Annotated in this window: 24 protein-coding genes; 14 read left to right on the plus strand and 10 right to left on the minus strand. The window is 68.9% G+C overall.

What is annotated here, in order from left to right; all coding sequences use genetic code 11:
• Nucleotides 1–30: 30 nt before the first annotated feature.
• A complete protein-coding gene (locus OPU70_RS07985) occupies nt 31–1,473 on the plus strand; it encodes an XRE family transcriptional regulator (RefSeq protein ID WP_079112465.1) in 1,443 nt (480 codons plus the stop codon).
• A gap of 21 nt (nt 1,474–1,494) precedes the next feature.
• Here the strand turns inward: OPU70_RS07985 and OPU70_RS07990 are convergent, their stop codons facing one another.
• Together OPU70_RS07990 and OPU70_RS07995 are read right to left on the minus strand one after the other, a co-directional pair.
• Nucleotides 1,495–2,541 carry a winged helix DNA-binding domain-containing protein gene (locus OPU70_RS07990; RefSeq protein WP_311879540.1) on the minus strand — a complete coding sequence of 349 codons (1,047 nt, stop codon included), beginning with the start codon at nt 2,539–2,541 and terminating at the stop codon, nt 1,495–1,497.
• A 34-nt stretch (nt 2,542–2,575) separates the two neighbouring features.
• Entirely contained in the window at nt 2,576–4,024 is a 1,449-nt protein-coding gene (locus OPU70_RS07995; protein ID WP_042542109.1) for a glyceraldehyde-3-phosphate dehydrogenase, read from the minus strand.
• Between the two features lie 202 nt (nt 4,025–4,226).
• On the opposite strand from OPU70_RS07995, the gene OPU70_RS08000 reads away from it, so the two are divergent.
• Nucleotides 4,227–4,598: a DMT family transporter gene (locus OPU70_RS08000; RefSeq protein ID WP_498557488.1), complete on the plus strand. Its 372-nt coding sequence runs from the start codon at nt 4,227–4,229 to the stop codon at nt 4,596–4,598.
• Nucleotides 4,595–4,918 carry a DMT family transporter gene (locus OPU70_RS08005; RefSeq protein WP_498557489.1) on the plus strand — a complete coding sequence of 108 codons (324 nt, stop codon included), beginning with the start codon at nt 4,595–4,597 and terminating at the stop codon, nt 4,916–4,918. Before OPU70_RS08000 ends, OPU70_RS08005 begins: the two co-directional genes overlap by 4 nt.
• Before the next feature lie 43 nt (nt 4,919–4,961).
• Here OPU70_RS08005 and OPU70_RS08010 read toward each other — a convergent pair whose 3' ends face one another.
• A complete protein-coding gene (locus OPU70_RS08010; RefSeq protein WP_498557490.1) occupies nt 4,962–5,492 on the minus strand; it encodes a hypothetical protein in 531 nt (176 codons plus the stop codon).
• 66 nt (nt 5,493–5,558) lie between these two features.
• Between OPU70_RS08010 and OPU70_RS08015 the strand changes: the two genes are divergently transcribed.
• Together OPU70_RS08015 and OPU70_RS08020 are read left to right on the plus strand one after the other, a co-directional pair.
• Nucleotides 5,559–6,143: a TetR/AcrR family transcriptional regulator gene (locus OPU70_RS08015; protein WP_042542112.1), complete on the plus strand. Its 585-nt coding sequence runs from the start codon at nt 5,559–5,561 to the stop codon at nt 6,141–6,143.
• Between the two features lie 154 nt (nt 6,144–6,297).
• Nucleotides 6,298–8,277 carry a primary-amine oxidase gene (locus OPU70_RS08020; protein ID WP_498557491.1) on the plus strand — a complete coding sequence of 660 codons (1,980 nt, stop codon included), beginning with the start codon at nt 6,298–6,300 and terminating at the stop codon, nt 8,275–8,277.
• Between the two features lie 100 nt (nt 8,278–8,377).
• Here the strand turns inward: OPU70_RS08020 and murQ are convergent, their stop codons facing one another.
• A complete protein-coding gene (gene murQ, locus OPU70_RS08025; RefSeq protein ID WP_042542114.1) occupies nt 8,378–9,313 on the minus strand; it encodes an N-acetylmuramic acid 6-phosphate etherase in 936 nt (311 codons plus the stop codon).
• A complete protein-coding gene (locus OPU70_RS08030) occupies nt 9,303–10,229 on the minus strand; it encodes a BadF/BadG/BcrA/BcrD ATPase family protein (RefSeq protein ID WP_311879545.1) in 927 nt (308 codons plus the stop codon). Before OPU70_RS08030 ends, murQ begins: the two co-directional genes overlap by 11 nt.
• A 78-nt stretch (nt 10,230–10,307) precedes the next feature.
• Between OPU70_RS08030 and OPU70_RS08035 the strand changes: the two genes are divergently transcribed.
• Nucleotides 10,308–11,162: a MurR/RpiR family transcriptional regulator gene (locus OPU70_RS08035; RefSeq protein WP_498557492.1), complete on the plus strand. Its 855-nt coding sequence runs from the start codon at nt 10,308–10,310 to the stop codon at nt 11,160–11,162.
• 11 nt (nt 11,163–11,173) lie between these two features.
• Here OPU70_RS08035 and OPU70_RS08040 read toward each other — a convergent pair whose 3' ends face one another.
• The gene (locus tag OPU70_RS08040; RefSeq protein ID WP_042542117.1) at nt 11,174–12,280 is read right to left on the minus strand and encodes a DUF998 domain-containing protein; all 1,107 of its coding nucleotides are present in this window, start codon (nt 12,278–12,280) and stop codon (nt 11,174–11,176) included.
• A gap of 112 nt (nt 12,281–12,392) precedes the next feature.
• On the opposite strand from OPU70_RS08040, the gene OPU70_RS08045 reads away from it, so the two are divergent.
• Nucleotides 12,393–13,349 carry an AraC-like ligand-binding domain-containing protein gene (locus tag OPU70_RS08045; protein WP_498557493.1) on the plus strand — a complete coding sequence of 319 codons (957 nt, stop codon included), beginning with the start codon at nt 12,393–12,395 and terminating at the stop codon, nt 13,347–13,349.
• Between the two features lie 45 nt (nt 13,350–13,394).
• Here OPU70_RS08045 and OPU70_RS08050 read toward each other — a convergent pair whose 3' ends face one another.
• A complete protein-coding gene (locus tag OPU70_RS08050; RefSeq protein ID WP_498557494.1) occupies nt 13,395–13,787 on the minus strand; it encodes a hypothetical protein in 393 nt (130 codons plus the stop codon).
• A 216-nt stretch (nt 13,788–14,003) separates the two neighbouring features.
• Here OPU70_RS08050 and OPU70_RS08055 point away from each other — a divergent pair, with 216 nt between their 5' ends.
• The 7 genes from OPU70_RS08055 to OPU70_RS08085 all read left to right on the plus strand — a co-directional run bounded on the left by OPU70_RS08055 (nt 14,004) and on the right by OPU70_RS08085 (nt 20,497).
• Nucleotides 14,004–14,795 (plus strand): MoaF C-terminal domain-containing protein, encoded by a 792-nt coding sequence (locus OPU70_RS08055; RefSeq protein ID WP_498557495.1) that lies wholly within the window; start codon nt 14,004–14,006, stop codon nt 14,793–14,795.
• A 25-nt stretch (nt 14,796–14,820) separates the two neighbouring features.
• On the plus strand, nt 14,821–15,210 hold the full coding sequence (locus tag OPU70_RS08060; protein ID WP_079112455.1) for a nuclear transport factor 2 family protein: 390 nt from the start codon (nt 14,821–14,823) through the stop codon (nt 15,208–15,210).
• A gap of 38 nt (nt 15,211–15,248) precedes the next feature.
• Nucleotides 15,249–16,418: an ABC transporter substrate-binding protein gene (locus OPU70_RS08065; protein ID WP_498557496.1), complete on the plus strand. Its 1,170-nt coding sequence runs from the start codon at nt 15,249–15,251 to the stop codon at nt 16,416–16,418.
• A 73-nt stretch (nt 16,419–16,491) separates the two neighbouring features.
• Complete coding sequence (locus tag OPU70_RS08070; RefSeq protein WP_042542122.1) at nt 16,492–17,352, plus strand: branched-chain amino acid ABC transporter permease; 861 nt, start codon at nt 16,492–16,494, stop codon at nt 17,350–17,352.
• Nucleotides 17,339–19,111, plus strand: coding sequence for a branched-chain amino acid ABC transporter ATP-binding protein/permease (locus OPU70_RS08075; RefSeq protein WP_498557497.1), 1,773 nt, complete (start codon nt 17,339–17,341; stop codon nt 19,109–19,111). The genes OPU70_RS08070 and OPU70_RS08075 overlap by 14 nt, the downstream gene beginning before the upstream one ends.
• On the plus strand, nt 19,108–19,800 hold the full coding sequence (locus tag OPU70_RS08080; RefSeq protein ID WP_042542124.1) for an ABC transporter ATP-binding protein: 693 nt from the start codon (nt 19,108–19,110) through the stop codon (nt 19,798–19,800). Before OPU70_RS08075 ends, OPU70_RS08080 begins: the two co-directional genes overlap by 4 nt.
• 46 nt (nt 19,801–19,846) lie before the next feature.
• Nucleotides 19,847–20,497, plus strand: coding sequence for an HAD-IA family hydrolase (locus OPU70_RS08085; RefSeq protein ID WP_042542125.1), 651 nt, complete (start codon nt 19,847–19,849; stop codon nt 20,495–20,497).
• A 312-nt stretch (nt 20,498–20,809) separates the two neighbouring features.
• On the opposite strand, the gene OPU70_RS08090 is transcribed toward OPU70_RS08085, so the two are convergent.
• The 3 genes from OPU70_RS08090 to OPU70_RS08100 form a co-directional block, all read right to left on the minus strand.
• On the minus strand, nt 20,810–22,483 hold the full coding sequence (locus tag OPU70_RS08090; RefSeq protein WP_498557498.1) for an HNH endonuclease signature motif containing protein: 1,674 nt from the start codon (nt 22,481–22,483) through the stop codon (nt 20,810–20,812).
• A gap of 609 nt (nt 22,484–23,092) precedes the next feature.
• A complete protein-coding gene (locus OPU70_RS08095; RefSeq protein ID WP_042541621.1) occupies nt 23,093–23,908 on the minus strand; it encodes an SDR family NAD(P)-dependent oxidoreductase in 816 nt (271 codons plus the stop codon).
• Nucleotides 23,909–23,999: 91 nt separating this feature from the next.
• Nucleotides 24,000–24,806 (minus strand): SDR family NAD(P)-dependent oxidoreductase, encoded by an 807-nt coding sequence (locus OPU70_RS08100; protein ID WP_228385663.1) that lies wholly within the window; start codon nt 24,804–24,806, stop codon nt 24,000–24,002.
• Between the last annotated feature and the right edge of the window lie 49 nt (nt 24,807–24,855).

The raw sequence follows: 24,855 nt of genomic DNA on the forward strand, positions 1-24,855 counted from the left end.
GAATCGCAGTTCTTTCGATAGGATCAAGGAATGGCTCCTTCCGGCATCCACCTCGCGACCCTCGGCCACCGAATCAGGCACCACCGCCTCGACAAGGGGTTCACGCTCGATGAGCTGGGCGCGCTCGTCGGCGTCGCGGGATCGCAGCTGAGCCTGATCGAGAACGGCAAGCGAGAGCCGAAGCTCTCTCTGCTGCAGGCCATCGCGCTGGCCACGGGCACCGAGGTCACCGATCTCATCTCCGGCGAGCCGCCGAACCGACGCGCCGCTCTCGAGATCGAGCTCGAGCGCGCGCAGGAGAGCCCGGTGTTCCGGCAGCTCGGCATCGCCCCGGTGCGCGTCACCAAGGGGATGAGCGACGAGACGATCGAGTCGCTGCTCGGCCTGCACCGCGAGCTGCAGCGCCGAGAGCGCGAGGCGATCGCGACTCCCGAAGAGGCCAGGCGCGCGAACACCGAACTGCGCCTGCGAATGCGCGCGCAGAACAACTACCTCGCAGACATCGAGAGGCTCGCTGAGAAGCAGCTGCGGTCGGCCGGTCACGTGCAGGGGGCCCTCACCCACCGCACGGTGAGCATCATGGCCGAGAAGCTCGGCTTCGAGCTGATCTACGTCAACGACCTGCCGCACTCGACGCGATCGGTCACCGACCTCGAGAACGGGCGGATCTACCTGCCTCCGGCATCGATCCCGGGGGGCCACGGCCTGCGCTCCATGGCGCTGCAGGCCATGGCGCACCGCCTGCTCGGCCACACGCCGCCGACCGACTACGCCGACTTCCTGCAGCAGCGGCTCGAGATCAACTACTTCGCCGCCTCGTGCCTGATGCCCGAGACGGCCTCGGTCGCCTTCCTGCAGCAGGCGAAGAAGGACCGCAACCTCGCAGTCGAGGACTTCCGCGATGCGTTCGGCGTGACCCATGAAGCCGCCGGGATGCGAATGACCAACCTGCTCACGCAGCACCTGGGGATGTCGCTGCACTTCCTCCGCGTCGATGCCACCGGCGCGATCACACGCGTCTACGAGAACGACGATCTGCCCCTGCCGATGGATGTCACCGGCGCCGTCGAGGGGCAGCGGGTGTGTCGCAAGTTCCAGGCACGGGCGGCGTTCACGCAGCAGAACCGCACGAACGAGCACCACCAGTACACCGACACGCCCTCCGGCACGTTCTGGTGCTCGACGCAGACCGGCGCATCGACCGACGGCGAGTTCTCGATCACGGTGGGCGTGCCCTTCGATGACGCCCGCTGGTGGCGCGGGCGCGAGACCGCCGACCGCGCGGTCTCCACCTGCCCTGACGAGGCATGCTGCCGCCGCCCCTCCGCCGACCTCACCGACCGGTGGAACGGCAAGGCCTGGCCCAGCGCCCGCGTGCACACGCACATGTTCTCGCCGCTGCCCCGTGGGGCGTTCCCCGGCGTCGACGACAACGAGGTCTACAACTTCCTCGGGCGCCACGCGAGCGAGTGAGCTGAGCCACGGCAGGCCGGATCAGCCGCCGAGGAATCGGGTGAATCGCGCGAGAGCGCTGCGCACCGCTTCGTCGTCGGCGTCCGCCACGAAGAGTTCGGGGGCCGAGCCGAGCGAGGCACTCGCGTGCGTCCAGCATCCGATCACCCGACCGTCAGCGATGATCGTCGCCCGCACCATGCCGTTCTTGCCCGGTCCGACCAGCGCGAGATGCTCGGGCGCGCAGACCGCCGTGCGGTCGGCATACGAGATGTAGTACTCGTCGAAGGCTCCGAGCGCGAGCACGTCGGCGACAGAGGGCGAGCGACGGGGGCGAGCGCCCGACACGAACAGGCCCTCCTCGATCTCGACCACCCTGCCCGCGGCTCTGTCGCGCGCTTCTCGCGACCGGCCGAGCGTGAGCCCCGACCACCACGCGAAGTCGGCGACCCCGACCGGCCCGTGCCCGTCGACGTAACGCACGAAGAGCTCGGCGAGTGGGTCGTCCGGCGCCGCATGCTCGCGGATGTGCTGTTCGACGAGCACGAAGCGCTGCTCGCGGCTCACCCGCTCTCGAGTGACGACCGGTCCCTGGCAGATCAGGCCGTCGAGGGTCAGTTCGCTCAGCAGGTGGATGCCGCGCTGCCCGCTCGGGTCGATGCCGATACCGGAGAAGACCTCGAACATCTCGGCGCGCGTGAGGCCGCCGTCGCTCAGCCGCGGCACCACTGCAGCCACGGCGGCGTCGACCATCGTCCGGTCGATCCCGAGATCGCGTCGCCTGCCTGCCGCCTGCTGGCGCTGTCGGTCGCCGGTCACCGACAGCACCCAGCGCAGATCGCGGGCCGGGATGATGTGCAGGGTTCCGCGCATCGTCCACGCACGCACCAGGTCTCCCCTGTCGAAGGCGCGATCGACCAGGTGCAGCGTGGGCTCTCTGTGTGTGCGCGCAGCGAGCGCCCAGCGTCCGGCGGTGAAGTCCTGGCTCTGCACCGCGAGCATGTGCGCCGCGGCGTCGGTCACCGAGGCCGCGGGAGCCGTGAGTCGATGCGAGCGCAGACGCTCGGACAGAAGGGATGCGGACTTCATGCCCTCATCATGCCCGGTGCCGCCGACAGCGCCGTCACCCGTGCAGCGTCACCTCTCGGCGCTCGGGGAGCACGATCGGATGCGAGCCGGCCATGACCTCGAGCACGCGGATCACCTGGCACGAGTATCCGTACTCGTTGTCGTACCAGACGTAGAGGACGACGTCCGTCTCGTTGGCGATGGTCGCGAGGCCGTCGACGATGCCCGCGCGGTGCGAGCCGACGAAGTCCGTCGACACGACCTCCGGGCTCTCGACGTAGTCGATCTGCTGACGCAGCTTCGAGTGCAGCGAGACCCGACGCAGGTAGTCGTTGAGCTCGTCCTTGACTGCAGGGCGCTCGAGGCTCAGGTGCAGCACGGCCAGCGAGACGTCGGGCGTAGGCACCCGGATCGCGGAACCGGTGAGCTTGCCCTCGAGCTCGGGGAGCGCCCGTGCGACGGCTTTCGCTGCTCCGGTCTCGGTGATCACCATGTTCAGCACCGCAGAGCGACCCCGGCGATCACCGCTGTGGAAGTTGTCGATCAGGTTCTGATCGTTGGTGAACGAGTGCACCGTCTCGACATGCCCCCGGACGATCCCGTACGCCTCGTCGACGGCCTTGAGCACGGGCGTGATCGCGTTCGTCGTGCACGAGGCCGCCGTGATGATGCGGTCGTCGGGCTCGATCGTGCCGTCGTTGATGCCGTGCACGATGTTCTTCAGTGCGCCCTTGCCCGGGGCGGTGAGCAGCACGCGTGCGACGCCCGTGGATTCGAGGTGGCGGCTGAGACCCGCCTCGTCGCGCCAGCGCCCGGTGTTGTCGACGACGATCGCGTCGTGGATGTCGTATGCCGTGTAGTCGATCGTCGCGGGGTCGTCGGAGTAGATCACCTGGATGCGGGTGCCGTTCGCGATGATCTGGTCGGCGTCCTCGTCGACCGTGACGGAACCGGCGAAGCGGCCGTGCACGGAGTCGCGCAGCAGCAGCGATGCGCGCTTGACGAGGTCGTTCTCCGAGCCTCGGCGCACGACGATGGCACGCAGCCGCAGACCGCTGCCACCGCCGTTGTGCGCGATGAGGATGCGGGCGAGCAGGCGCCCGATGCGTCCGAAGCCGTAGAGCACGACATCGGTGGGCGCCGCGGCGACCGCACCGACCGCGGGCGCGAGGGCGTCGGCCAGATAGACGTCGAGAGGCAGGTCGCTGTCGGCGTGACCTGCGACGAGGCGCGCCAGGTCGAGCGACGATGCACCCGGGGCGAGGTCATGAACGCCCTCGAGCACCGCGAGGGTCTCATCCACTGCGAGCCGTTCGTGCCCGAGCTGCGCCACTCGGTCGTGCACCTCGACGATGCCGGTGGCGGAGAGTCCCAGCAGTCGGTGTCCGTGGAGCGAGGTGACCACGTCACGCTCGCGCTTGAGTGCGCCGATGAGCGGGATCATCCGCTCGGCCAGCTCTTCTCTCGCCGTCCAGTCGTCATGGGGTGCGGCGGTTACGTTCATCTGCGTCCTTGCATGTGTGAGCGCGCCGAGGTCGCCGGCGCGCGAGATTGCCGGGTGAGCTTCGGGGGATGCCTCCAGGGTACGCGCCGCGCTGCGGGGTTCAGAAATCGCGGCCTCCGCCCGCCGTTCACCTGCGCGACAGGGAATCCTGCGAGCATGCGATGCGTTCTCCCCCGGCATGCCCCGCGTCGAAAGGCTCCAGATGACCGCCCCCTCCCACCCGTCGGCGTGGCCACCGCTGCTGATCGCCATCGTCCTCGAGGTGACGGCCACACTGTCGCTGCGCGCCGCGGAGGGATTCACTCACCCGCTGTGGCTCATCCCCGTGGTCATCGGCTACACCGGGTCCCTCTGGCTGCTGTCGATCGTGCTCGATCGAGGGATGCCGGTAGGCGTGGCATACGGCATCTGGGCGGCGATCGGCGTCGTCCTCACCGCCGTGATGGGCACGGTGCTGTTCGGCGAGCTGCTCGGGCCGGTGCAGATCGTCGGAATCGGCGCGATCGTGGTCGGCGTGCTGCTCGTCGAGCTCGGGTCGCACAAGCGCGAGACGTCTGCGGAGGTCGGAGCATGACCTGGCTGCTCCTCGCCCTCGCGATCGCGAGCGAGGTGACCGCGACTCTCAGCTTGCGGGCATCGGAGGGTCTCCGTCGCAGGCGGTGGATCCCCGTGATCGTCGTCGGCTACCTCGCCGCCTTCACCCTGCTCGGAACCATCCTCGCCATGGGCATGCCTGTGGGCGTCGCCTACGGCGTGTGGTCAGCGGCCGGCGTCGCCATCACGGCGATCCTCGGCCGTGTGATCTTCAAGGACCACTTCTCGGTGCTCATGGCGATCGGCGTCGCCCTGATCGCTCTGGGGGTCATGCTGATCGAGTTCGGGGGATCGCACTGACGCGTCCCGCCTGCGGCCCTGCTCATCGAGGCGGCGATCGAATTCAGAACCCCACGCACATCACACTGACTCCCGCCGCCATCGCCCACGACTCGACCGTGAGCAGGCGGGCGGTCCGACCCTGATGCACGGGCACGATCACCCACTCGGAGACGACCGTCCAGAGCACCACTCCGATGACCCCCGCCACCACGAGCACCGAGAGGACTCCGTCGAGACCGTGGCCGCCGTGGCCGCCCGACTCGACCAGCGCCTCGCCCGTCGACAGGCTCTCGAACGAGCAGATCGCCATCACAAGCGACACCAGCGCTCGGTGGCAGCAGGTGGCCGCCGCCGGCGTTCCCCGCACGCCTGCCGTGCCGAGCATCGCAGACGCGAGAAGGACCATCCCGAGCACGAGACCGACCATCGCGTCGCCGCCGCTCACTGCGATGACGATCATCGCGCCGGCCATGATCAGCGCGCTCTGCCTCCCCTGCCACGGCACGGCCCGCCAGACCGCGACGCACGCCGCGGCCGAGACGACGGCGGCGAGCGCCATCAGCCACGGTGCTGCGGGGAGGAGGTGATCCACACACGCATCATATTGATCAACCGCTCAAAATAGCGATACCTGCGTCGGATGCGCCAGGATGGGCGTGTGCCCCGCGTCGTAGACCACGATGAGCGCCGCCGGCAGATCGCCGAGGCGCTGCTCGCCGTGGCCGCCCGCGACGGGCACGAGGCGGTGTCGTCTCGCGCCGTGGCCAAGGAGCTCGGCGTCGCGACCGGCTCACTCTGGCACTACTTCGACGGATTCGACGACGTGATCCGCGCGGCGGCGGCGGAGATCACCCGGCGCACGGACGAGCGCATCCGATCGGTGACCGCGGGGCTCCGCGGGCTGACCAGACTCGACGCCCTGATGCGGGAAGTCCTTCCCGTCGAGGCGGAGACACGCACCGAGGCGTACGTGGTCGTCGGATTCTGGGGACGCCTCGCGACGCTCGCGTCCTCCCCGGACGCCGGCTCCCCCACGCTCGCGACCTGGCAGGACCGCATCAGCGAGGCCATCGATGAGGCGATCGTCGACGGCGAGCTGTCGGATGCCACGCCGAAGCAGGCGGTGATGTCGCTGCTCCGATCGATCACGTACGGGCAGCAGGTGCTCGAGGTCACCGAGCCCCGCGGCGCCGAGGCGCATCTCGCAGTGCTCGACAGCATCCTCTCGCCCTGGCGCGCCTGAACCCCTCGCGCCCACCCCGCACCCCGCGCTCGCGCTCGCGCTCGCACCCTGCGCAGAGTCGATCGCCAGCAGGCTCTTGTGCACCCCGCCACACCGTCGTACCATCGAGCCAATCCGTTTATTGAGCGCTCGCTCGAAATAGTGAGGTACGACGATGTCCCACCCCCAGCCCGTCTCCATCGACCGGATCACGACGCCGCATCCGCTCGACCCGCTCACCGGCGCCGAGATCGCCGCAGCCCGCGCCGTGCTCGAATCCGCCGGGCTGCTCGGCGAGACGGTTCGCGTGCCGATGCTCCTGCCGGACGAGCCCACCAAGCAGGAGCTCGCCGCGTGGACGCCCGGCTCCCCCATCGACCGGCGGGTCGACGCGACCCTGCTCGACACCGCGACCGGGGTCGCCACCGAGGTGGTCGTCTCAATCACCCGCGGCGAGGTCCTGCGCAACGAAAGGGTTCCCAACGACGCGCCCCCTTACGGCCAGCCGCAGTACCTCTTCGAGGAGTACGAGCGCGCGGAGGCGATCGCGAAGGCCTCGCCCGAGTGGCAGGCGGCGATGACGCGCCGCGGACTCGCTGATCACATGGACCTCGCGTTCTGCGGCCCGCTCGCCCCGGGCTACACCGGCCGTGCCGACGAGGTGGGTCGCCGGGTCATCCGCTCCCTCACGTTCCTGAAGTACGACGAGAACGACTCCCCCTGGGCGCATCCGGTCGAAGGCCTCGTGGTGCACATCGATCTGACCGCGGGCAGCGTCATCCGCATCGACGACGAGGGCGATGTGCCGGTGCCCGCGGGTCACGGCAACTACTACCCCGAGGTGCAGGGCGCGGCGCGCACGACGCTCAAGCCCATCGAGATCACCCAGCCGGAGGGTCCGAGCTTCGCCGTCACCGGATCTCTGGTCGAGTGGGAGAACTGGTCAATGAGGGTCAGCTTCAACGCGCGCGAGGGGCTCGTGCTGCACGACGTCGCTTTCGACGGACGCTCGGTGCTCAGCAGAGCGAGCGTGCCCGAGATGGTCGTGCCCTACGGCGACACCGCGCCGGGTCGCTTCTGGATCAGCTACTTCGATGCCGGCGAGTACCTGCTCGGCAAGAACGCGAACCACCTCGAGCTGGGTTGCGACTGCCTGGGCGTGATCCGCTACCTCGACGGCTACGTCGCCGATGACCACGGCCACCCCGTGCGCATCCCCAACGTCGTCTGCATGCACGAGGAGGACTACGGCATCCTCTGGAAGCACACCGACCTCGCGGGACGCTCGGATGTGCGCCGCTCGCGACGCTTCGTGGTGTCGTACTTCTCGACGATCGGCAACTACGACTACGGCTTCTACTGGCACTTCTATCTCGACGGCTCGATCGAGGTCGTGGCCAAGGCGACGGGAATCGTGTTCGCAGGTGCCGGCGAACCCGGCGTGCGGCAGAAGCACGCCACCGAGCTCGCCCCAGGGGTGTTCGCGCCCGTGCACCAGCACCTGTTCTGCGCTCGACTCGACGTCGCGATCGACGGCGACGAGAACCGCCTGTTCGAGATCGACGCTCAGCGCATCCCCATGGGGCCCGACAACCCGTTCGGCAACGCGTTCACCTGGTCGGAGACTCAGCTCTCCACCGAGTCCGCCGCTCAGCGCGATGCCGACTCGTCCGTCGCGCGCGCCTGGGAGGTGCAGAGCACGTCGCGCACGAACCACGTCGGACGCCCGACCGCGTATCACCTGATCCCCCAGCCGACCGCACTGCTGATGGCCGACCCCGAGTCATCCGTGGCGGCGCGAGCAGCCTTCGCGACCAGGCACCTGTGGGCGACGCAGCACGAGCAGGGGCAGATCTGGCCCGCCGGCCGGTATCCGAACGCGCATCAGGGCGGCTCCGGCCTGCCCGAATACACCGCCGGAGACCGATCGCTCGACGGCGAGGACATCGTGCTGTGGCACACGTTCGGCCTGACGCACTTCCCTCGCCCCGAGGACTGGCCGATCATGCCCGTCGACTACGCCGGATTCTGGTTCAAGCCCAACGGGTTCCTCGATCAGAACCCCGCGATGGACGTCCCGGAGTCGTCTCAGGCGCACGTCTCTGCGGATGCAGGATGCTGCGGAGGCGGCGGATCCTGCACCTGCGACCACTGACCCTCGGCGTCGCTGTCGTAGGTCAGCGCGTCGTCGTCGGAGGTCAGCGCGTCGTCGTCATCCGGCAGCCCCTGGCGGAAGCACGCGGCGAACGTGCCCCTCAAGAGAGTCGGGCGATCGCGACGCGCAGGATTCCGTCAGCCTCGTCGAGCGCCTGAGCCGAGTCATCTGCCGATGCCCCCGTGGAGATCATCAGGATCGCCAGCTTGACGGAGCCGCCGGCCGCGTCCAGCGCGGCCGAGGCTTCGTCGACCCCGGCGCCGGTGAGCTCGGTCACCGTGCGGATCGAGCGCGCGTGCAGCTTCTCGTTCGTGGCCAGCAAGTCGACCATCACGCCGTGGTGCGTCTTGCCGAGCTTGATCATCGACAGGGTGGTGAGCATGTTCACGACGAGCTTCTGCGCGGTTCCCGACTTCAGACGCGTCGACCCCGAGATGAACTCCGGCCCGGTGACGACCTCGATCGCGATCTCGGCGACAGCCCCGATCTCGGATGCCGGGTTCGAGGCGATCGCGACGGTGAGCGCGCCGACTTTCCGCGCGAACTCGAGGCCGCCCACGACGTAGGGGGTGCGACCGGACGCCGAGATGCCGACGACCGTGTCGCGCTCGGTGAGCCCGAGCTCCTGCAGCGAGGCCGCCGCGGCTTCGTCGTCGTCCTCGGCGTTCTCGACCGCAGCGCGGATAGCCGTCTCCCCGCCGGCGATCAACCCCACGACCATCGAGGGGTCCGTACCGAAGGTCGGCGGGCATTCGCTGGCGTCGAGCACTCCGACGCGTCCCGCGGTGCCCGCCCCGAGGTAGATGAGGCGCCCGCCGGCGCGGAAGCGTTCGGTGATGCCGTCGACGGCTGCAGCGATCTCCGCGCTGCGCTCTCCGACCGCCGTCGGGACACGGTGATCCTCGGCGTTCATGCGCCGCACGAGCTCGGCGGTCTCGAGCAGGTCGAGATCGCCCCGCTCCGTCGTCGACGCCTCCGTGCCGAGCGTCGAGAGGACGTCGAGGAGGGCGGTCAGTCTGGCGTGTTCATTCGGCACGATGCACGAACCTTTCATGGGGAAGATCAGTGCGCTCCGCGAGCAGGAGCGCTCCGTCGATGGCGTCACCGGCTGAGGCGGCGACAGCGCGGCCCGCGGCGCCCAGCGCCCGGTCGAGTGCCGAGCGGAACCAGACATGTGCGGTGAGTCCGCCGTGGAGGGCGACATCTCGGCTGTCCGCAGACGCGGCGACCGCCGATGCGACCAGGAGACGGACGCCCTCGGCGACGATCTCCACCGAGACGGGGTCGCCGCTCTCTGCCGCATCGAGCACCAGCGGCGCGAGTGCCGCGAGGCGACGGGGCAGCGGGCCATCGGTCGCGAGCCAGGCGGGGATCGCCGCAGGGCCGCCGATCGTCGCGCCCACGGCATCCGTGAGCACTGTCGTGGGTGCGAGGCCGACCGAGGCACGCAGGACAGCGCGCAGCGCCTCTCGCCCGAACCAGGATCCGCTGCCGAAATCCCCCAGCTCGGGTCCCCACCCGTCGACGAGGGTGGCCACCTCGCCGTCGATGCCGAGGGCCGCTGCGCCGGTCCCGGCGATCAGGAGCACGCCTGCCCCGCCACCGAGCGCTCCTGCGTGGGCGGACACGACGTCAGAGGTCACGGACACCGGCACCCGCATCGCTCGGGCGAGCCCGTGTGCGAGCTCGGATGCGGCCTCGGGGGCCGCCCAGGCTCCCGCAGCGCCCACCGAGACGTCTGAGATCGGCTCATCGAGTCGCTCTCTCAACGGGAGGATCGCGGCGAGTGCTGCAGCGACGCCGTCTGCGGCCGCAAGACCGGGTGCCCCGATGCCGTCGTACACGGGCCGGCGCTGAGGGCGGAGATCGTTCGCGCCCCACGGCCCCGAGATCACCGCACGGCATCGCGATTTGCCGAGGTCGACGGCGACATGGGCTCGCGAAGAAGACATGGAAATAGTCTACGCACCAGCTGTCCGGCATGAAAGAATTGTTCACACGACCGAAACCCGCCCCCCGCCAGGAGAGCCATGAGCATCCAGACGACCATCGCGACAGCGGCCGAGAAGCTGCCGCCGTCGCTGGCGCGCATCGCTCGGACGATCGCCGACGATCCCACCCTCGTCGTCGACAGCACGATCACCGAGATCGCTGCGAGGTGCGACACCTCGGTGGCCTCGGTCGTCCGCTTCTGCCGCACGATCGGGGTGAACGGCTACGCCGCGTTGAGAATGGCGCTGGCCACCGAGCTCGGCCGCGAGTCGGTGCAGTTCCCTGCGGCATCCGGTTTCGGTTCCGAGATCTCCGCGGCCGACACGCTGCGCGAAGCGACGGCGAAGCTCGCGGCGCTGGAGCTGCTGGCCATCGAGGAGACGATCGCGAACCTCGATTACGACAGCCTCGCCGCTGCGGTCGAGGCGATCGACGACGCCGATCGCGTGCTGCTCTTCGGCATCGGAGCGAGCGGGCAGGCAGCAGCCGACCTCGGCCGCAAGCTGCTCCGCATCGGACACGCGGCGATAGTGCTCACCGACTCTGACGAGGCGAGCGCCGCCGCATCGCTCGGAGCGAGGAAGACGGTCGCCATCGGCTTCTCGCACTCGGGGACGACCCGCGAGACCGTGCACTTCCTGCAGACCGCGCGCGCCGCGGCCGGCGTCACGATCGGTGTCACGGGAGGATCATCGTCACCCGTCACCGAGAGCTGTGATCACGCCCTGCTGACTCGTGCCCGCGAGCCGCGACTCCGCGCCGGGGCGATGGTCAGCCGGATCGCGCAGCTCGCCGTCGTCGACTGCCTGTTCGTCGGCGTCGCGCAGCGCCGACATGCGCATACGATCCACGCCCTCCAGCGCACCGCCGACGCCACGCAGCCGTTGCGCTGAAGAGCCGGCTCTCAGGCCGGAACCGGCTCGTGCCGACGCTCCGGATCGACCGATCCAGCCGTCCGCAGGAACACGATGATCCAGCTGAAGATGAGCACGGCGGCGATCAGCTCGACCGCTGTGAGGTTGTAGTAGCCGACGGCGAAGAACGACGCGAGCAGGATGATCACCAGCACGTAGGCCCAGCCGAACGCCACGAAGACCCGAGGGATCGTGCGCAGGAACCACGGCAGACCCACCACGACGACCGCGAACACGACGACCATGCCGGTGGCCACCGTGTTGTGCACGAGGAAGAACTCGTCGACGGGGAAGATCCCGACGCACGCGAGGAAGATGCCCATCAGGATCAGACCGCCGCGCACGATGAAGCGGCCGCGCCGATCGATCGGGTCGTCCACCGGCAGCCCCGCCGTGGCGTAGCGCGCGATCGTCGTGACCATGACGCCGGCGATGATCAGTGTGATGTTGAAGGCGGCCGAAGCACTGTTGGTGCTCATACCGAGCGCCGAGAGGTTGTCCTGCCACCAGTGCACATCGCTGGAGGCGAGCATCGCGGCGAATGCGCCGACCACGAGGAACACCGCGAGCACGAGCGACAGCACTGTCGGCGTCAGCGCCACGGCGCTGAGGAATGTCACATAGGCGGTGAGGGCGAACGCCACAGCCACCAGGACCGCGCCCGGAAACGCGAAGACCGGGGCGTCGGTGAAGCTGCGCTCGAGCAGCTCGGCGATGCCGAGCCACCCCAGGTAGGCGATGGCTGCATGCGCGAAGGCGATCGCGGCCAGGTCGTACCAGCGCAACCGATCCCCCGGGACGCTGAATCCGTCGCGGGTGCCGTCCGGCGCGATCGTCGCGGGCCTGACGACGAGGCGGCCGAGCGCGAAGGCGAGCACCGCGGTGATCGCACCCCCATAGGCTGCGAACGCTCCGATCGAGCCGGTGCCGCTGATCGCCATCTCCTGGCCCCAGAAGACCGGCCACCCGATCGCGAACCCGAGCACGAAGAACACCGCCCCGACGATCAGCGCGGTGGCTTCGAACACCGCATCCGCCGTGTCGGGTCCCCGCAGCTGACGCAGGACCTGCATGACCTTGTCGCCGAGATATCGCATCGCTGGCCTCCGCCCACATCATAGAAGCCTCGCCCTCTGGACGGTGCCGGTGATAACATCACGGCACGGATCGTATACAACGTCGTCGTTCCACCACCCGAGGTGATCAGTCATGAACGGTGCACTCGCCGCCCCCGCCGAATCGGTGTCGACGCTCGTCGCGCGCAACATCAGCGAATTCCGCGCCGCCGTCTCGGAGTCCTTCGTGCCGCTGCAGGTCTCGACCGCCGGGCCCGACCACTTCCGCGGGATCATCCGCGGCGCGTCGGTCGATGAGGTGCACGTGAACGAGGTGCGCGCCACGTCCCACGTCGTGGAGCGGACGCCCGAGCTCATCGCGCGCAGCGACCGGTCGTACTTCAAGCTCAGCCTCATGCTCGCAGGCACCGGGATGCTGATCCAGGACGAACGGGAAGCCGTGCTCCAGGCCGGGGATCTCGCCGTGTACGACACCGATCGCCCCTACTCCCTGGTCTTCGACGACGACTTCCGCACGATGGTCGTCATGTTCCCGAAGCATCTGATCAGCCTCCCCTCCGACATGATCGGGCAGCTCACCGCTGTGCGGATCTCGGGTCAGGGCGGTCTCGGCGGGATGGTCGTGCCCTATCTCACGCAGCTCGCCGGCAACCTCGATCAGCTCGCCGGAACGACGGGAGCCCGGCTGGCGCACAGCGCGCTGGACCTCGTCACGACGGTGTTCACCCGCGAGCTCGGCCTCGACGAAGTGTCGGCCGATCCTCATCGCGCTCTCGTGCAGCGCATCCGCTCGTACATCGACCGCAACCTCGCCTCGACCGACCTCGGACCTGCGACCATCGCGTCGGCGCATTTCATCTCGACCCGCCACCTGCACGGACTGTTCCAGGAGCAGGGCGTGACCGTCTCGACGTGGATCCGCACGCGCCGCCTCGAGCAGTGCCGTCGTGATCTGCTCGACCCGATGCTCGCCGATCGTCCCGTCGCCGCGATCGCCGCCCGGTGGGGCTTCGTCGATGCGGCGCACTTCAGTCGCGCATTCAAAACCGCCTTCGGCATCTCCCCCAGCGAGTACCGCGCCGCGCACTGACCCGGCACCGTTCGGCCCGGCGAACGGCGCTCGGCGTACGGCCTGTCAGGGAACGTAGACCGGCGGTGCGAACATCGTGCCTCCGTAGAGCAGCTGCACCGCGACGAAACCCGGCAGCGATACCGCAATGACGAGCACCACCGCCAGCGCCAGACTTGCCGGCACTCCGCGCCGTCCACCGTCGTGGACGGCGAAGAACGCTCCGATCGCGACCAGGGCATGGAACACCAGCACCGGCACGAGGCCGACGGTGAATCCCCAGCCCTCCATCGTCGACCCGGCGCTGACGGCCTTGGACTGCTCGCTGAACTGCTCCTCGTAGGACATTCCGCACCACGCCCACGCCACGGCGAAGAGGAGCAGAGCGAAGAAGACGGATGCCGTCCAGGCGACTGCCTTGACCGCCGGCGACAGGGCCGGCCGAGGTTCTGTTCGCATGCCTCATCCTGACAGCCGAGAGCGCGGCGAGGACGACGGCACGGCAGACTCCCGCCTCATCCTTGCTCTGCAGGGCACGCCGGTTGACTGTCGGCGCGCGATGGGGCCGCCTCTCTTGAGCGGATGCCGTGCCCGGCCGGAGCATGGGGCAAGCGCACCGCGATGACGCGATGCCCGGAGCGACGATGCTCCGCTGGATGCGACGTCAGGACCCCCATGATCGCCCCTGTCACGACCGATTCCGCCGTCGACGAATGGCGCACCTACGACGAGTTCGCCGCGGGCATCGACACCTTCCGACTGCCGAACGCCTCGCTGTCGGGCACCGCGCTGGCGCTCGCCCTCGATGACGGCTCGACGCTCTCGTTGACGTTCGACGCGATCGCCGTCACCTGGTCGGGCCTGGGAGCAGACGGCACCGACCCGTACGACGCCGTGGCCGTGCGCGACGATGTGGTGTTCGTGAACATCCCGCTCGAGAGCCGCGAGCGCGAGGCCATCACCGTCGTGTACTCGACGACGACGCACCGGGCGACCGTCGTGCGGTCGCGGATCGCGGCCGAGGCCGTCGAGGGCATCCCGCAGGTCGGGCAGGACTTCTGGGCGGCGACCACCGACGGCGGCACCGCGACGGGCTCAGTGCCCGGGCCGAGCCGAGACCTCATCGGCAAGCGCAACGTCTACCGATACAGCCCGCACCACCTCTACGAGCACGTGTACATCTCGAGCCGCCGCTATGCATGGCAGTGCCTGGAGGGTGTGCAGCGCGGGCACGGCGACATGGACCTCTCGACGGTCTGGAAGTTCGCCGACGGGCTCTACCTGTTCTGCTTCCGTGAGTTCCGCATCGCGGTCGCGAGTGTCTGGCTGCACGACCTCGGCTACCAGCTGATGACGACCGGGATCTTCCTCGGCCTGAACGGCGACGGCGACGCCGAGCACTCACGAGGCGGCGGCCACATCTATCCGCTCGGGTCCGTCGAGTACCCCGACGCTCAGCCCGTCTGACCGACGACTTTCAGGAAGGACTCCGATGAGCAACGCAGACATCATCACCGCGCACTACGCGGCGAGCGACCGCGGCGACCTCGACGGCATGCTCGCACCGCTCGCCGACGACGTGAGCTGGACCGAGGCCGCCGGCTTCCCCTACGCCGGCACATACCTGGGACCGGATGCGGTGGCTGCGGGTGTCTTCCAGCGCATCCAAGACGAGTGGGACGACTACACGGTCGCCATCGACGAGGTCATCGACGGCGGAGACGTGGTCGTGGGCATCGGCACCTACTCGGGTACGTACCGAGCGACCGGCCGATTCTTCGCCGCCCGCGTCGCGCACGTCTGGCGCCTGATCGATCACAGGGTCGTCGCTTTCGAGCAGTTCACCGACACCGAACTGGTCAACCGCGCGCTGCGCGACTGACCGCAGCAGTCCCGAAGCACACGAGAGGCAGGAATCACATGAACAAGCGAGTATCCGGCACTGCGGCGCTCATCGCCGTGGCGGCCCTCACCCTGGCCGGCTGCGCCGGCGGAGACGGCAGCGGGGGCGGCGAGGGCTCCCCCATCGTCGTCGGCTCCGTGAACACGATCAGCGGCCCGGCGACGTTCCCCGAGGCATCCCTCGCGGCCGCCGCCGTGTTCGACGCGTTCAACGAGGCCGGCGGCCTCGACGGACGCACCATCGAGTACAAGACCCTCGATGACAAGGGAGACCCGGCGACCGCCACGGCATCCGCCCGCGAGCTCGTCGGCAGCGACGGGGCCGTCGCCCTGGTCGGATCGGCGAGCCTGATCGAGTGCGAGATCAACGCGAAGTACTACGAGCAGGAGGACATCCTGTCGCTTCCCGGCATCGGGGTGGACACCGGCTGCTTCGCCAGCGACAACATCTCGCCCGCGAACGTCGGCCCGTTCAACGACATGACCCTCACCCTGCAGTACGGCTCCGAGGTGCTCGGGCTCGATGACATCTGCATCCTGCTGGAGATCGCAGGTTCCACGCGCCCGACCTACCAGGCCGCGATCGACAGATGGACCGAGATCACCGGCAAAGAGCCGAAGTACGTCGACGACACCGTGCCCTACGGCGCATCGGACTACACGCCCTACATCGTGAAGGCCCGCGAGCAGGGGTGCAAGGCACTCGCGATCAATCCGGTCGAACCCGACGCGATCGGCCAGGTCAAGGCTGCGAACGCCCAGGGATGGGACGACGTGACCTGGCTCTACCTGACCAGCGTCTACAGCGAGAACTTCGCCGACGCGATCGACGATGCGGGCGCCGGCATCTACGTCCCCGCCGAGTTCTACCCGTTCACGGACGACGACGAGATCAACGCCGACTGGCGAGAGCTGATGGAAGCGAACGACATCCCCCTCACCTCGTTCAGTCAGGGCGGATACCTCGCGGCGACCTACTTCATCGAGGTGCTCGAGGGCATCGACGGCGACATCACACGCGAGACCGTCACCGAGGCGCTGCGAGGGATGGAACCGATCGAGAACCCCATGGTCGGAACGCCCTATGCCTTCGGCACGCAGAACACCGCCGGCTGGCCGATCATCCTCGAATCCGGCACGAACGCCTGGGAGAAGGTCGCCGACGACTGGCTCCGCATCGGCGAGTAGCCGCCCTTCGCCTGCCGCCGAGCGCATTCTCGGCGGCAGGTCCTCCTCCCCCTCACACCAGAAAGGACGCCTCATGCTGCAAGGCGCCATCGCCGGTCTCGCCGCCGGCGGTCTCTACGCGGTCCTCGGAGTGTGCCTGACCCTGATGTCACGCCTCGTTCGTGTCGTCAACTTCGCCCAGGCCGCGACCGGGATGTTCGGCGCCTTCAGCGCCGTATGGTTCGTCAGCGAACTGGGGCTGCCGATCTGGCTCGGCTCCGTGCTCGGCGTGCTCATCGGCGGGGTGCTCTCCGCCGCGATCGGATGGATCGCCGCGACCTGGCTCTCCGAGGCCTCCACCACCACGCGATCGGCGATGACCGTCGGTCCCCTGCTGCTGCTGATCTCGATGTCGTTCATCCTGTTCGGCAACAAGCCGCAGCCCTTCACGCCGATCATCGCCGGTCCTGCGTTCTCCTTCGGCGGGGTCGTGATCAGTCAGGTGACGATCGCCACAGTCGTCATGGCGATCGTGACGGCGGTCGCGGTGCGGATCGTCCTGCGCCGAACGAGGGTCGGCACGCAGCTGCGCGCGCTGTCGGAACGCCCGACGACCGCCGAACTCCTCGGCATCCGATCGCGCCCGCTGTCGATCGCCGTGTGGTTCGTCACCGGCGTGATCAGCGCGATCGCGATCATGATCGTCGCGCCGTCGCAGTCGAACGACGCGACCAGCCTCGCGATGCTCATCGTCCCTGCCGCAGCCGCCGCGCTGCTCGGGGGTTTCCGCCGACTCGATCTCGCCGTCGTCGGCGGAGTCGTGCTCGGTGTGCTCGGCGGTCTCGTCGCGCAGATCGACGAGGTCGCGCTCGTGCGCAACTTCCTCCCGTTCCTGTTCATCGTCGTCCTGCTTCTGTGGACGCAGCGCAAGGAGGTGTGGGATGCCGCTCGCTGATCATCCCTGGTTCCGTCTGTCCTGGCCTCTCGCCGTCGCCGCCGTCGCGGTCGGGGCGGGTGCCGTCCTGAGCACGGCGCTTCCCGGCTACTTCGTCTTCCTCGCGATCAGCGCGGTCGTCGCGGCCATCGCGATCCTGGGACTCGGCATCGTCACCGGGTCTGCCGGAATGATCGCGCTGTGCCAACTCACCTTCGCCGCGGTGGGCGCCTGGATCGTGTCCCTGCTGAACGTCATGCAGGCCCCGGGCGGTTTCGTCGTCTGGCTCGTGGTGGGCGGCATCGCGGCGGGCCTCGTCGGCATCCTCGTCGGTCTTCCGGCGCTGCGGCTGCGCGGTGTCAACCTCGCCGTCGTCACCCTGGGCTTCGCCGCTGCCGCAGACGTCACCCTCGTGCAGATCCAGTTCCCCGGCTCCGCCGACGGCACGGCCGTCGAGCGCCCCACGTTGTTCTCGAACGACCGAGAGTTCTTCTTCCTCTCGGTGGTGGTGCTCGCCGTCTGCGCATTGGGCGTGTTCTTCCTGCAGCGCGGACGCTGGGGCTCGAGCTGGAAGGCCGTCGCCTTCTCGGAACGCGGCACCGCGGCTGCCGGCCAGAGCGTGCAGAGCGCGAAGCTCACCGCGTTCGCTGTCTCGGCCGCACTCGGCGGCATCGCCGGCGGGCTGCTCGCCGGTCAGGTGCAGCTTCCGTTCGCATCGAGCTTCACCCCGCTGCAGTCACTCGCCCTCTACGTGCTCGCCGTCATGTCGGGAGCGCATCTGATCGACATGGCGATCCTCGGCGGCATCCTCTGGGTGCTGGTCCCCGAACTTCTGAAGCGCTGGGGAGTGCCGCAGGACTGGGCATTCGTCGTCTTCGGAGTGCTCGGCGTGCAGGCGATCACCAGCGGAACCAACCTCGGGCAGGGCATCCGCACCCTCCTCTGGAAACGCGCGGATCGCAAGACGGCGTCGGCGACCCTGACGGCGCTGCCTCCGGATGCCGAGGCGGGCGACACGGTCATCACGACCACGACCACCGCGACCGTCGACGAGCGTGCGCTGGACGGCGCACCCGTGCTGACGGTCGAGGGGCTCACGGTGCAGTTCGGCGCGCTCAAGGCACTCGACGACGTGTCGTTCCAGGTGCCCGCGGCGTCGATCATGGGACTCATCGGCCCGAACGGAGCGGGCAAGTCGACCTTCGTGGATGCGATCAGCGGATTCCTGCCGAAGCACGGAGGGCGGGTGCTGCTCGGAGATCGAGACCTGGCCGGCCTTTCGCCCACGCGTCGCGCACGACTCGGTCTGCGCCGCACCTTCCAGCAGGACAGGGTGCCGCCGGCGCTCACCGTCGGCGCATACGTCAGGTTCGTGGCGCGGCGACGACTGGCTGCCTCCGACATCGACGAGGTGCTGGAGTTCTTCGGATGCCCCCCGGCGCGTGCGCGTCTCTCGAGCGTCGATGTCGGCACCAGACGGCTCGTCGAGGTGGCGGCGAACGTGATATCGCGGCCGCGACTGCTGATCCTCGACGAGCCGGCGGCCGGCCTGTCGCACGATGAGCACCTCGCTCTCGCCGCGAGACTGCGTGAGCTGCCCGCTCGCTACGGCGTGGCGCTGATCATCATCGAGCACGACCTGGATCTGGTGCGCTCGGTGTGCCCGACGCTCACCGTGCTCGACTTCGGTCGAGTGCTCGCGAGTGGGCCGCAGGCCGAAGTGCTCGCGAACCCCGAGGTCGTGAAGGCCTACATGGGAGAGACGGAGCTGCTGAAGTGAGCGAACTCGTGCTGAATTCGGTGACCGTGAGTCGCGGCGCAGGACCCGTGATCTCGGACGTGAGCCTGACGGTCAGAGGTGGAGAGGTGCTGGCCCTGGTCGGACCGAACGGAGCGGGCAAGACGAGCCTGATCGAATCGGTGTCCGGCGTGACCCCGCACTCCTCGGGGTCGCTGATGCTCGACGGCGAGCCGATCGACAAGCTGTCCCGGGTGTCGAGGGCGCGCCGCGGCATCGTGCACATCGAGCAGGGGCGAGCCGTGTTCCCGTCGCTGACGGTGCGCGAGAACATCTCGCTCACTGCGCGGACGCCTGCGGAACTGGATGCTGCGCTCGCGCAGTTCCCCGAACTCGAGAAGCGCATCGACTCCCCCACCGCTCTGCTGTCCGGTGGCGAGCAGCAGATGGTGGTGCTCGCCCGTGCGTTCGCCGCGAAGCCCCGGATCCTGTTGATCGATGAGATGTCGCTCGGGCTCGCGCCGGTGGTCTTCATGCGGCTCATGCCGATCGTGAAGTCGATCGCCGAATCCGGCGTCGGCGTGCTGCTCGTGGAACAGTTCACGCAGCTCGCCCTCGGGCTCGCTCGGGAGGCCGTCGTGGTCGCCGGCGGCCGCGTCTCTTTCCAGGGCACCGCCGAGGAGTTGAAAGAGGACTCGCAACTGCTGCATCGCGCGTACCTCGGAGGGTGATGGTCGGTCGCCTCGGACTCCGGCTGCTGCGCAGTAGCCTGAGGGGATGACTGAGACCATCAGCGCCCGCGCCGTCCTGCTCGACATGGACGGCACTCTCGTCGATTCGACCGCCGTCGTGGAACGGCTGTGGCTGGAGTGGGCCGCGCCGCACGGAATCGACCCGGCGACGGTGCTGCATGTCGTGCACGGTCGCCAGGGACATCAGAGCATGGCGATCATGCTTCCGGAGCGGGATCACGAGATCAACATCCGAGAGAACGCCGTGATGCTGGCGAACGAGAGCAAGGACGTCGATGGCGTCATCGCGATCGAGGGCGCCGACGTGCTGCTCGATGCTCTGCGCCCCTATCCGCATGCGATCGTGACGTCCGCCGACGTGACGCTGATGAACGCCCGCATGGGCCAGGCGGGGCTCACGGTGCCCTCGCTGACCGTGACCGCAGAGAGCGTGTCGGCATCGAAGCCGGACCCTGAAGGCTTCCTGCTGGGTGCGAAGCTGCTCGGCATCGACCCCGCCGACTGCGTCGTGTTCGAGGACTCCGGCGCGGGTATCCAGGCCGCCCATGCTGCAGGGATGCGAGTCGTCGGCGTGGGCTCTCACGCGACGTCTCACCAGCCGACCTTCCACGTCGACGATCTCACGCAGGTGGCCGTGGTTCCGACCGCTGACGGGTTCGAGCTCACCGTTCGATGATGCGGTGGCGTGGGCACGGCGGTGACGCAGTGACCCGCTGACGCTGCTGCGGCGAGTGCAGGACTGCGGGACTGCCGGACTGCCGGACTGCGGCGCTGCGGCGCTGCGGCCTGCGGCGCTGCGGCGCTGCGGCGCTGCGGCGCTGCGGCGAGACCATCGCATCGGGAGATCATCGCATCGGCAGTGCGGCGTGACGCCGCTCCGACGACGCGCTGAGACCCGACACGTCGGAGGCGCGCGAGTAGCTCCTCGGCGGAGCACCGTTGAGGCGTGCTCTGACCGTTCGTGGCGGTGTGGTTGATTTCTCCCATGTCATCCGGCGCGGGCGAAGCGCGCGGGAACTTTGAATTGCGCTGCACTGAGTCGTGGGGTGCGCCATCGCTGGCCGGGGTCCCACCATGCCGGGCCGCGGACCTGTGGGAGGCCGTCGTTCATCCGGATCTCCCATCCGGAGGTGCCGAGGGAGCGGTGGTGCCACCAGCACAACGGCACACCGTTATCGGTGTGCGTGGGGCCGCCCCTGGCGTGCTCGGTGACGTGGTGGATCTCGCACCATGAGGCGGGGACGTGGCATCCGGGGATCAGGCACTCCTTGTCGCGGGCGATGATCGCCCGCCGTTGGTGCACGGTGAAGATCCGATCCGTGGTCGTGATCCCGATGATCCGCCCCTCGTCCATGAGCACGCGCTGGATCGCTCCTGAGCATGCGATCTGCGCGGCGACAGAGACGGGAACATGGGCGCCGGATCCTGGGATCGTCGCCCACCCACCATTGCCACTCGCTCCAGACCCAGCGCCCCCGGCGGCGACACCTTCGGAAGCGGCACCCCCGAAGGCGGCTCCTCCGAACGCGGCGCCTGTGGGGCCGGGGGCATGAGTGGAGTGGGTGGCGAGGTCGTTCGCGTCGACGGTGACGACGACGACCGGTGATGCACCGCCGAGGGTGGGCATGTCCTTGTGCCGGGCCGCGATCCCGAGCGCTGCGGTCAGGGCGTCGTGGCGTTTCTGGGCCGCGGTGCGGTCGTCGAGCACAGACCGCGGGTCGGAGTTGAACGGGTCCTCCCCCGCATCCGTGTCAGCGTTCGAGCTCGCACCAGCACCAGGACCAGGACCAGGACCAGGAGAAGAGTCGGCGTCGGGAGAATCGGTGTCGGCATCGGTGCCCCCGGTCGGGGCGAAGAACACCCCGGGCATCGGCGGCCCGTCGCCCTTGGGGTTGAGGATCGCGTCCAGGATGAGCTGCAACTGGGCCGCGGCGTCCGGGGTCAGGTAGCCGCGGATCGCATGCATGCCGTCCTTCACCCGGCCGATCGTGATCCCCCGACGACGCCGCGCGTCCTCGTCTTTCGGTTCCTCACCATCCGGATCGAACATCGACGCGAGATCCTCCGCCAGAGCCTTCAGATCCTGCGCCGTCGGCGACGGACCCGCCGTGTCGTCATCCGCATCCGGGACCTCATCGACATCCGCATCCGTATCCGTATCCGTATCCGCCTCGAGGCCGTGACCGCGGGCGCACCCCGCCAACGCGACATCCGCCGCCAACCGCTGATCGACCGTGAGCCGATCCCACACCTTCTCGATCGGCGCCGTCGCGGCGAGAAACCCCGCGACCCCGACCACCCCGTCCAGCAGGGCGAGCCGCATCTCCGCCCACCGTGCCGGCATCCTCTCCCCCGCCAGACTCATCGGCCGCCGCACCAGATCGACGACCCTGTCGACCCGGGTCGCACCCCGCACATCCACACCGACCGTCCGCTGCAACAGCTCATTCAGCCCCCGGCAGCCCGCCGAATGCGGAAAGTCGCCCGGATCCCCCGTCGCGATCGTCTCCACGATCACCGCCTCGGCACGCCGGAACGCCGCCCCCGCACCCTGCAACACCGCGACCCGGTCCGCATCCGACAACCCCGCCAGCCCGTCGTCGGACAGCACCGCGTCGAGGTCGGCGACGACCCGATCCAGAAGCTCCGCAGTGCTGTTCATACCCCCAGTCAACCGGGGACCACCGACATTCGAGACCCGCAGAGTCCCGAATTTTTCCAAGGTCAGGAGTAAATTCCAATCTCCCGGAATGCTGCTCTAATGACAGGGGGCGGCATAGCACCGCTCGCACGACACAGCTCGGCACGCTCGGCTCGGCTCGGCACGGCACGCCCGGCTTGGCTCGGCACGGCACGGCACGCTCGGCACGACACGACACGACACGCCCGGCACGGCACGGCACGACACGACACGACACGACACGACACGACACGGCATTGCACGACGCCACATGGCACGGCCAACCCAACCCTGCCCTGCCCTCCCCTGCCCTCCCCTGCCCTCCCCTGCCCTGCCCTGCCCAGTCCAACCCAGTCCAACCCAATCCAACCCAATCCAACCCTGCCCTGCCCAACCCAACCCAACCCAACCCAGCCCAGTCCAACCCAACCCAACCCAGTCCAACCCAGCCCGGCCCGGCCCGGCCCGGCCCTGCCCAGTCCAACCCAGCCCAACCCAGCCCAGCACCGAGCACCGAGCACCGAGCACCGAACACCGAACACCGAACACCGAACACCGAACACCGAACACCGAACACCGAACAGATGCTCCCTACATCCCCGCCCGATCGAACGCGATCGTCGGCACATCCACCACGTGGGATCCGCCGTCCGCCACGATCACGGCACCCGTGACGTACGACGACTCCCCCGACCCGAGGAACCGCACGACCGACGCGATCTCGGCGGGGCGAGCCGGTCGCTGCAGCGGCACGTCCGCCGTCACGGTCGCATATGCCTCCTCGCGCGACCCGAGGCCCGCCTGCGTGGCGAACTCATCCATCTCGTCGTCCGCCATCGGCGTCTGCACCCACCCGGGGCACACCGCGTTCACGCGCACACCCCGACGTCCGTAGTCGCGGGCGAGGGTCCGCGTCAGACCGATCAGAGCGTGCTTGCCCACCGTGTATCCGGCCACAGACGGCCCGGCGAAGAGACCGGCGAGCGACGACACGATCACGATCTGCCCCTTCGCCTCGATCAGCGACGGCAATGCCTCCCGCGCCATGACGAACGCCGTGGTGAGGTTGGCGCGGATCGCCGCATCCCAGCTGTCGTCGTCGGTGTCGGCGACGGGTGAGAACCCGTGTCCGCCGGCGTTCGCGACCAGCACGTCGAGCCGCCCGAACGTCGCGAGCACCTCAGCCACCGCAGCCTGCGCGGATGCCGTGTCGGCGGCGTCCGCGACGATCGGATGAGCGCCCACCGCATCCGCCACGGCGCGCAGCGGCTCAGGCCGCCGCCCGACCACGACGACGTGAGCGCCCTCTGCGGCATACCGTTCGGCGACCGCCGCGCCGATGCCGGTTCCGCCGCCGGTGATGACGACGACGTGCCCCGAGACCGTCGATCCGACTGCAATGCCCATGTCTGCTCCTGTTCCTGATGCGCTCCCGCGCAGTTCACGCGCTCACGCGCAAGTCCACGCGCTCACGCACCATCCGCTGCCCCCGAGGTCATCAGGCGGGGAATCCTGATCGGGCCGAATACCCGAAGTCGCTGACGATCGTCGTGCCGTTGATCGCTCCACTGCGTCGTGACACGAGGTAGAGCACGTGAGAGGCGACGTCTTCGGGCGTCTGCACCGCGAACGATGGATCGACGAACGCATCGGCGCCGAGGTCGCCCCGACTCATCGGCGTGTCGACGATCGACGGCGCCACCGTGTTCACTCTGATGCCGTCTCGGGCGAGATCCACCGACAGCGACCGGCCCAATTGGACGAGCGCCGCTTTCGACGCGCAGTACGGCGCCATGCCCGGCGATGACACGAACGCGGAGTCGCTCGCGAGCAGCACGACGGATGCGGTGGCCGAAGCGCGCAGCGCGGGGAGCGCCTGCGCCAGCACGAGGAACGCGCCCGTGACGTTGACGGCGAACACCGTGTTCCACTCGAGCAGCGAGATCTCATCGATGGGCGACCCGACCGGGCCCGAGATCCCGGCGCAGCAGACGACAGCATCCAACCCACCGAGCTCTTCGACGGAGGTCGAGACCGCATCCGCGACCTGTGCCTGGTCGGTGACATCAGCCACGCGCACCACGGCGTCATGGCATCCGCGTGCCGTCTCAGCGAGCGCAGCACCGTCGCGATCGAGCAGGGCCACACGCACCCCTTCCGCGGCGAGCGCGAGCGCCGTCGCACGCCCGATGCCGCTCGCTGCTCCCGTGATCAGCGCGGTCGTGCCGCTCAGCTGCAGGTCCATGATCTCCCCCGAGACTCCGCGGCAGCGCCGGGCGGCGCTCCTCAAGGACGGCGGTGTCATCACGGTCATCCTGCTCCGCCGTGCGCAAGCCGGGAACACGGCATGGACG

This window comes from Microbacterium sp. SWDP-B6 (genome assembly GCF_059803615.1).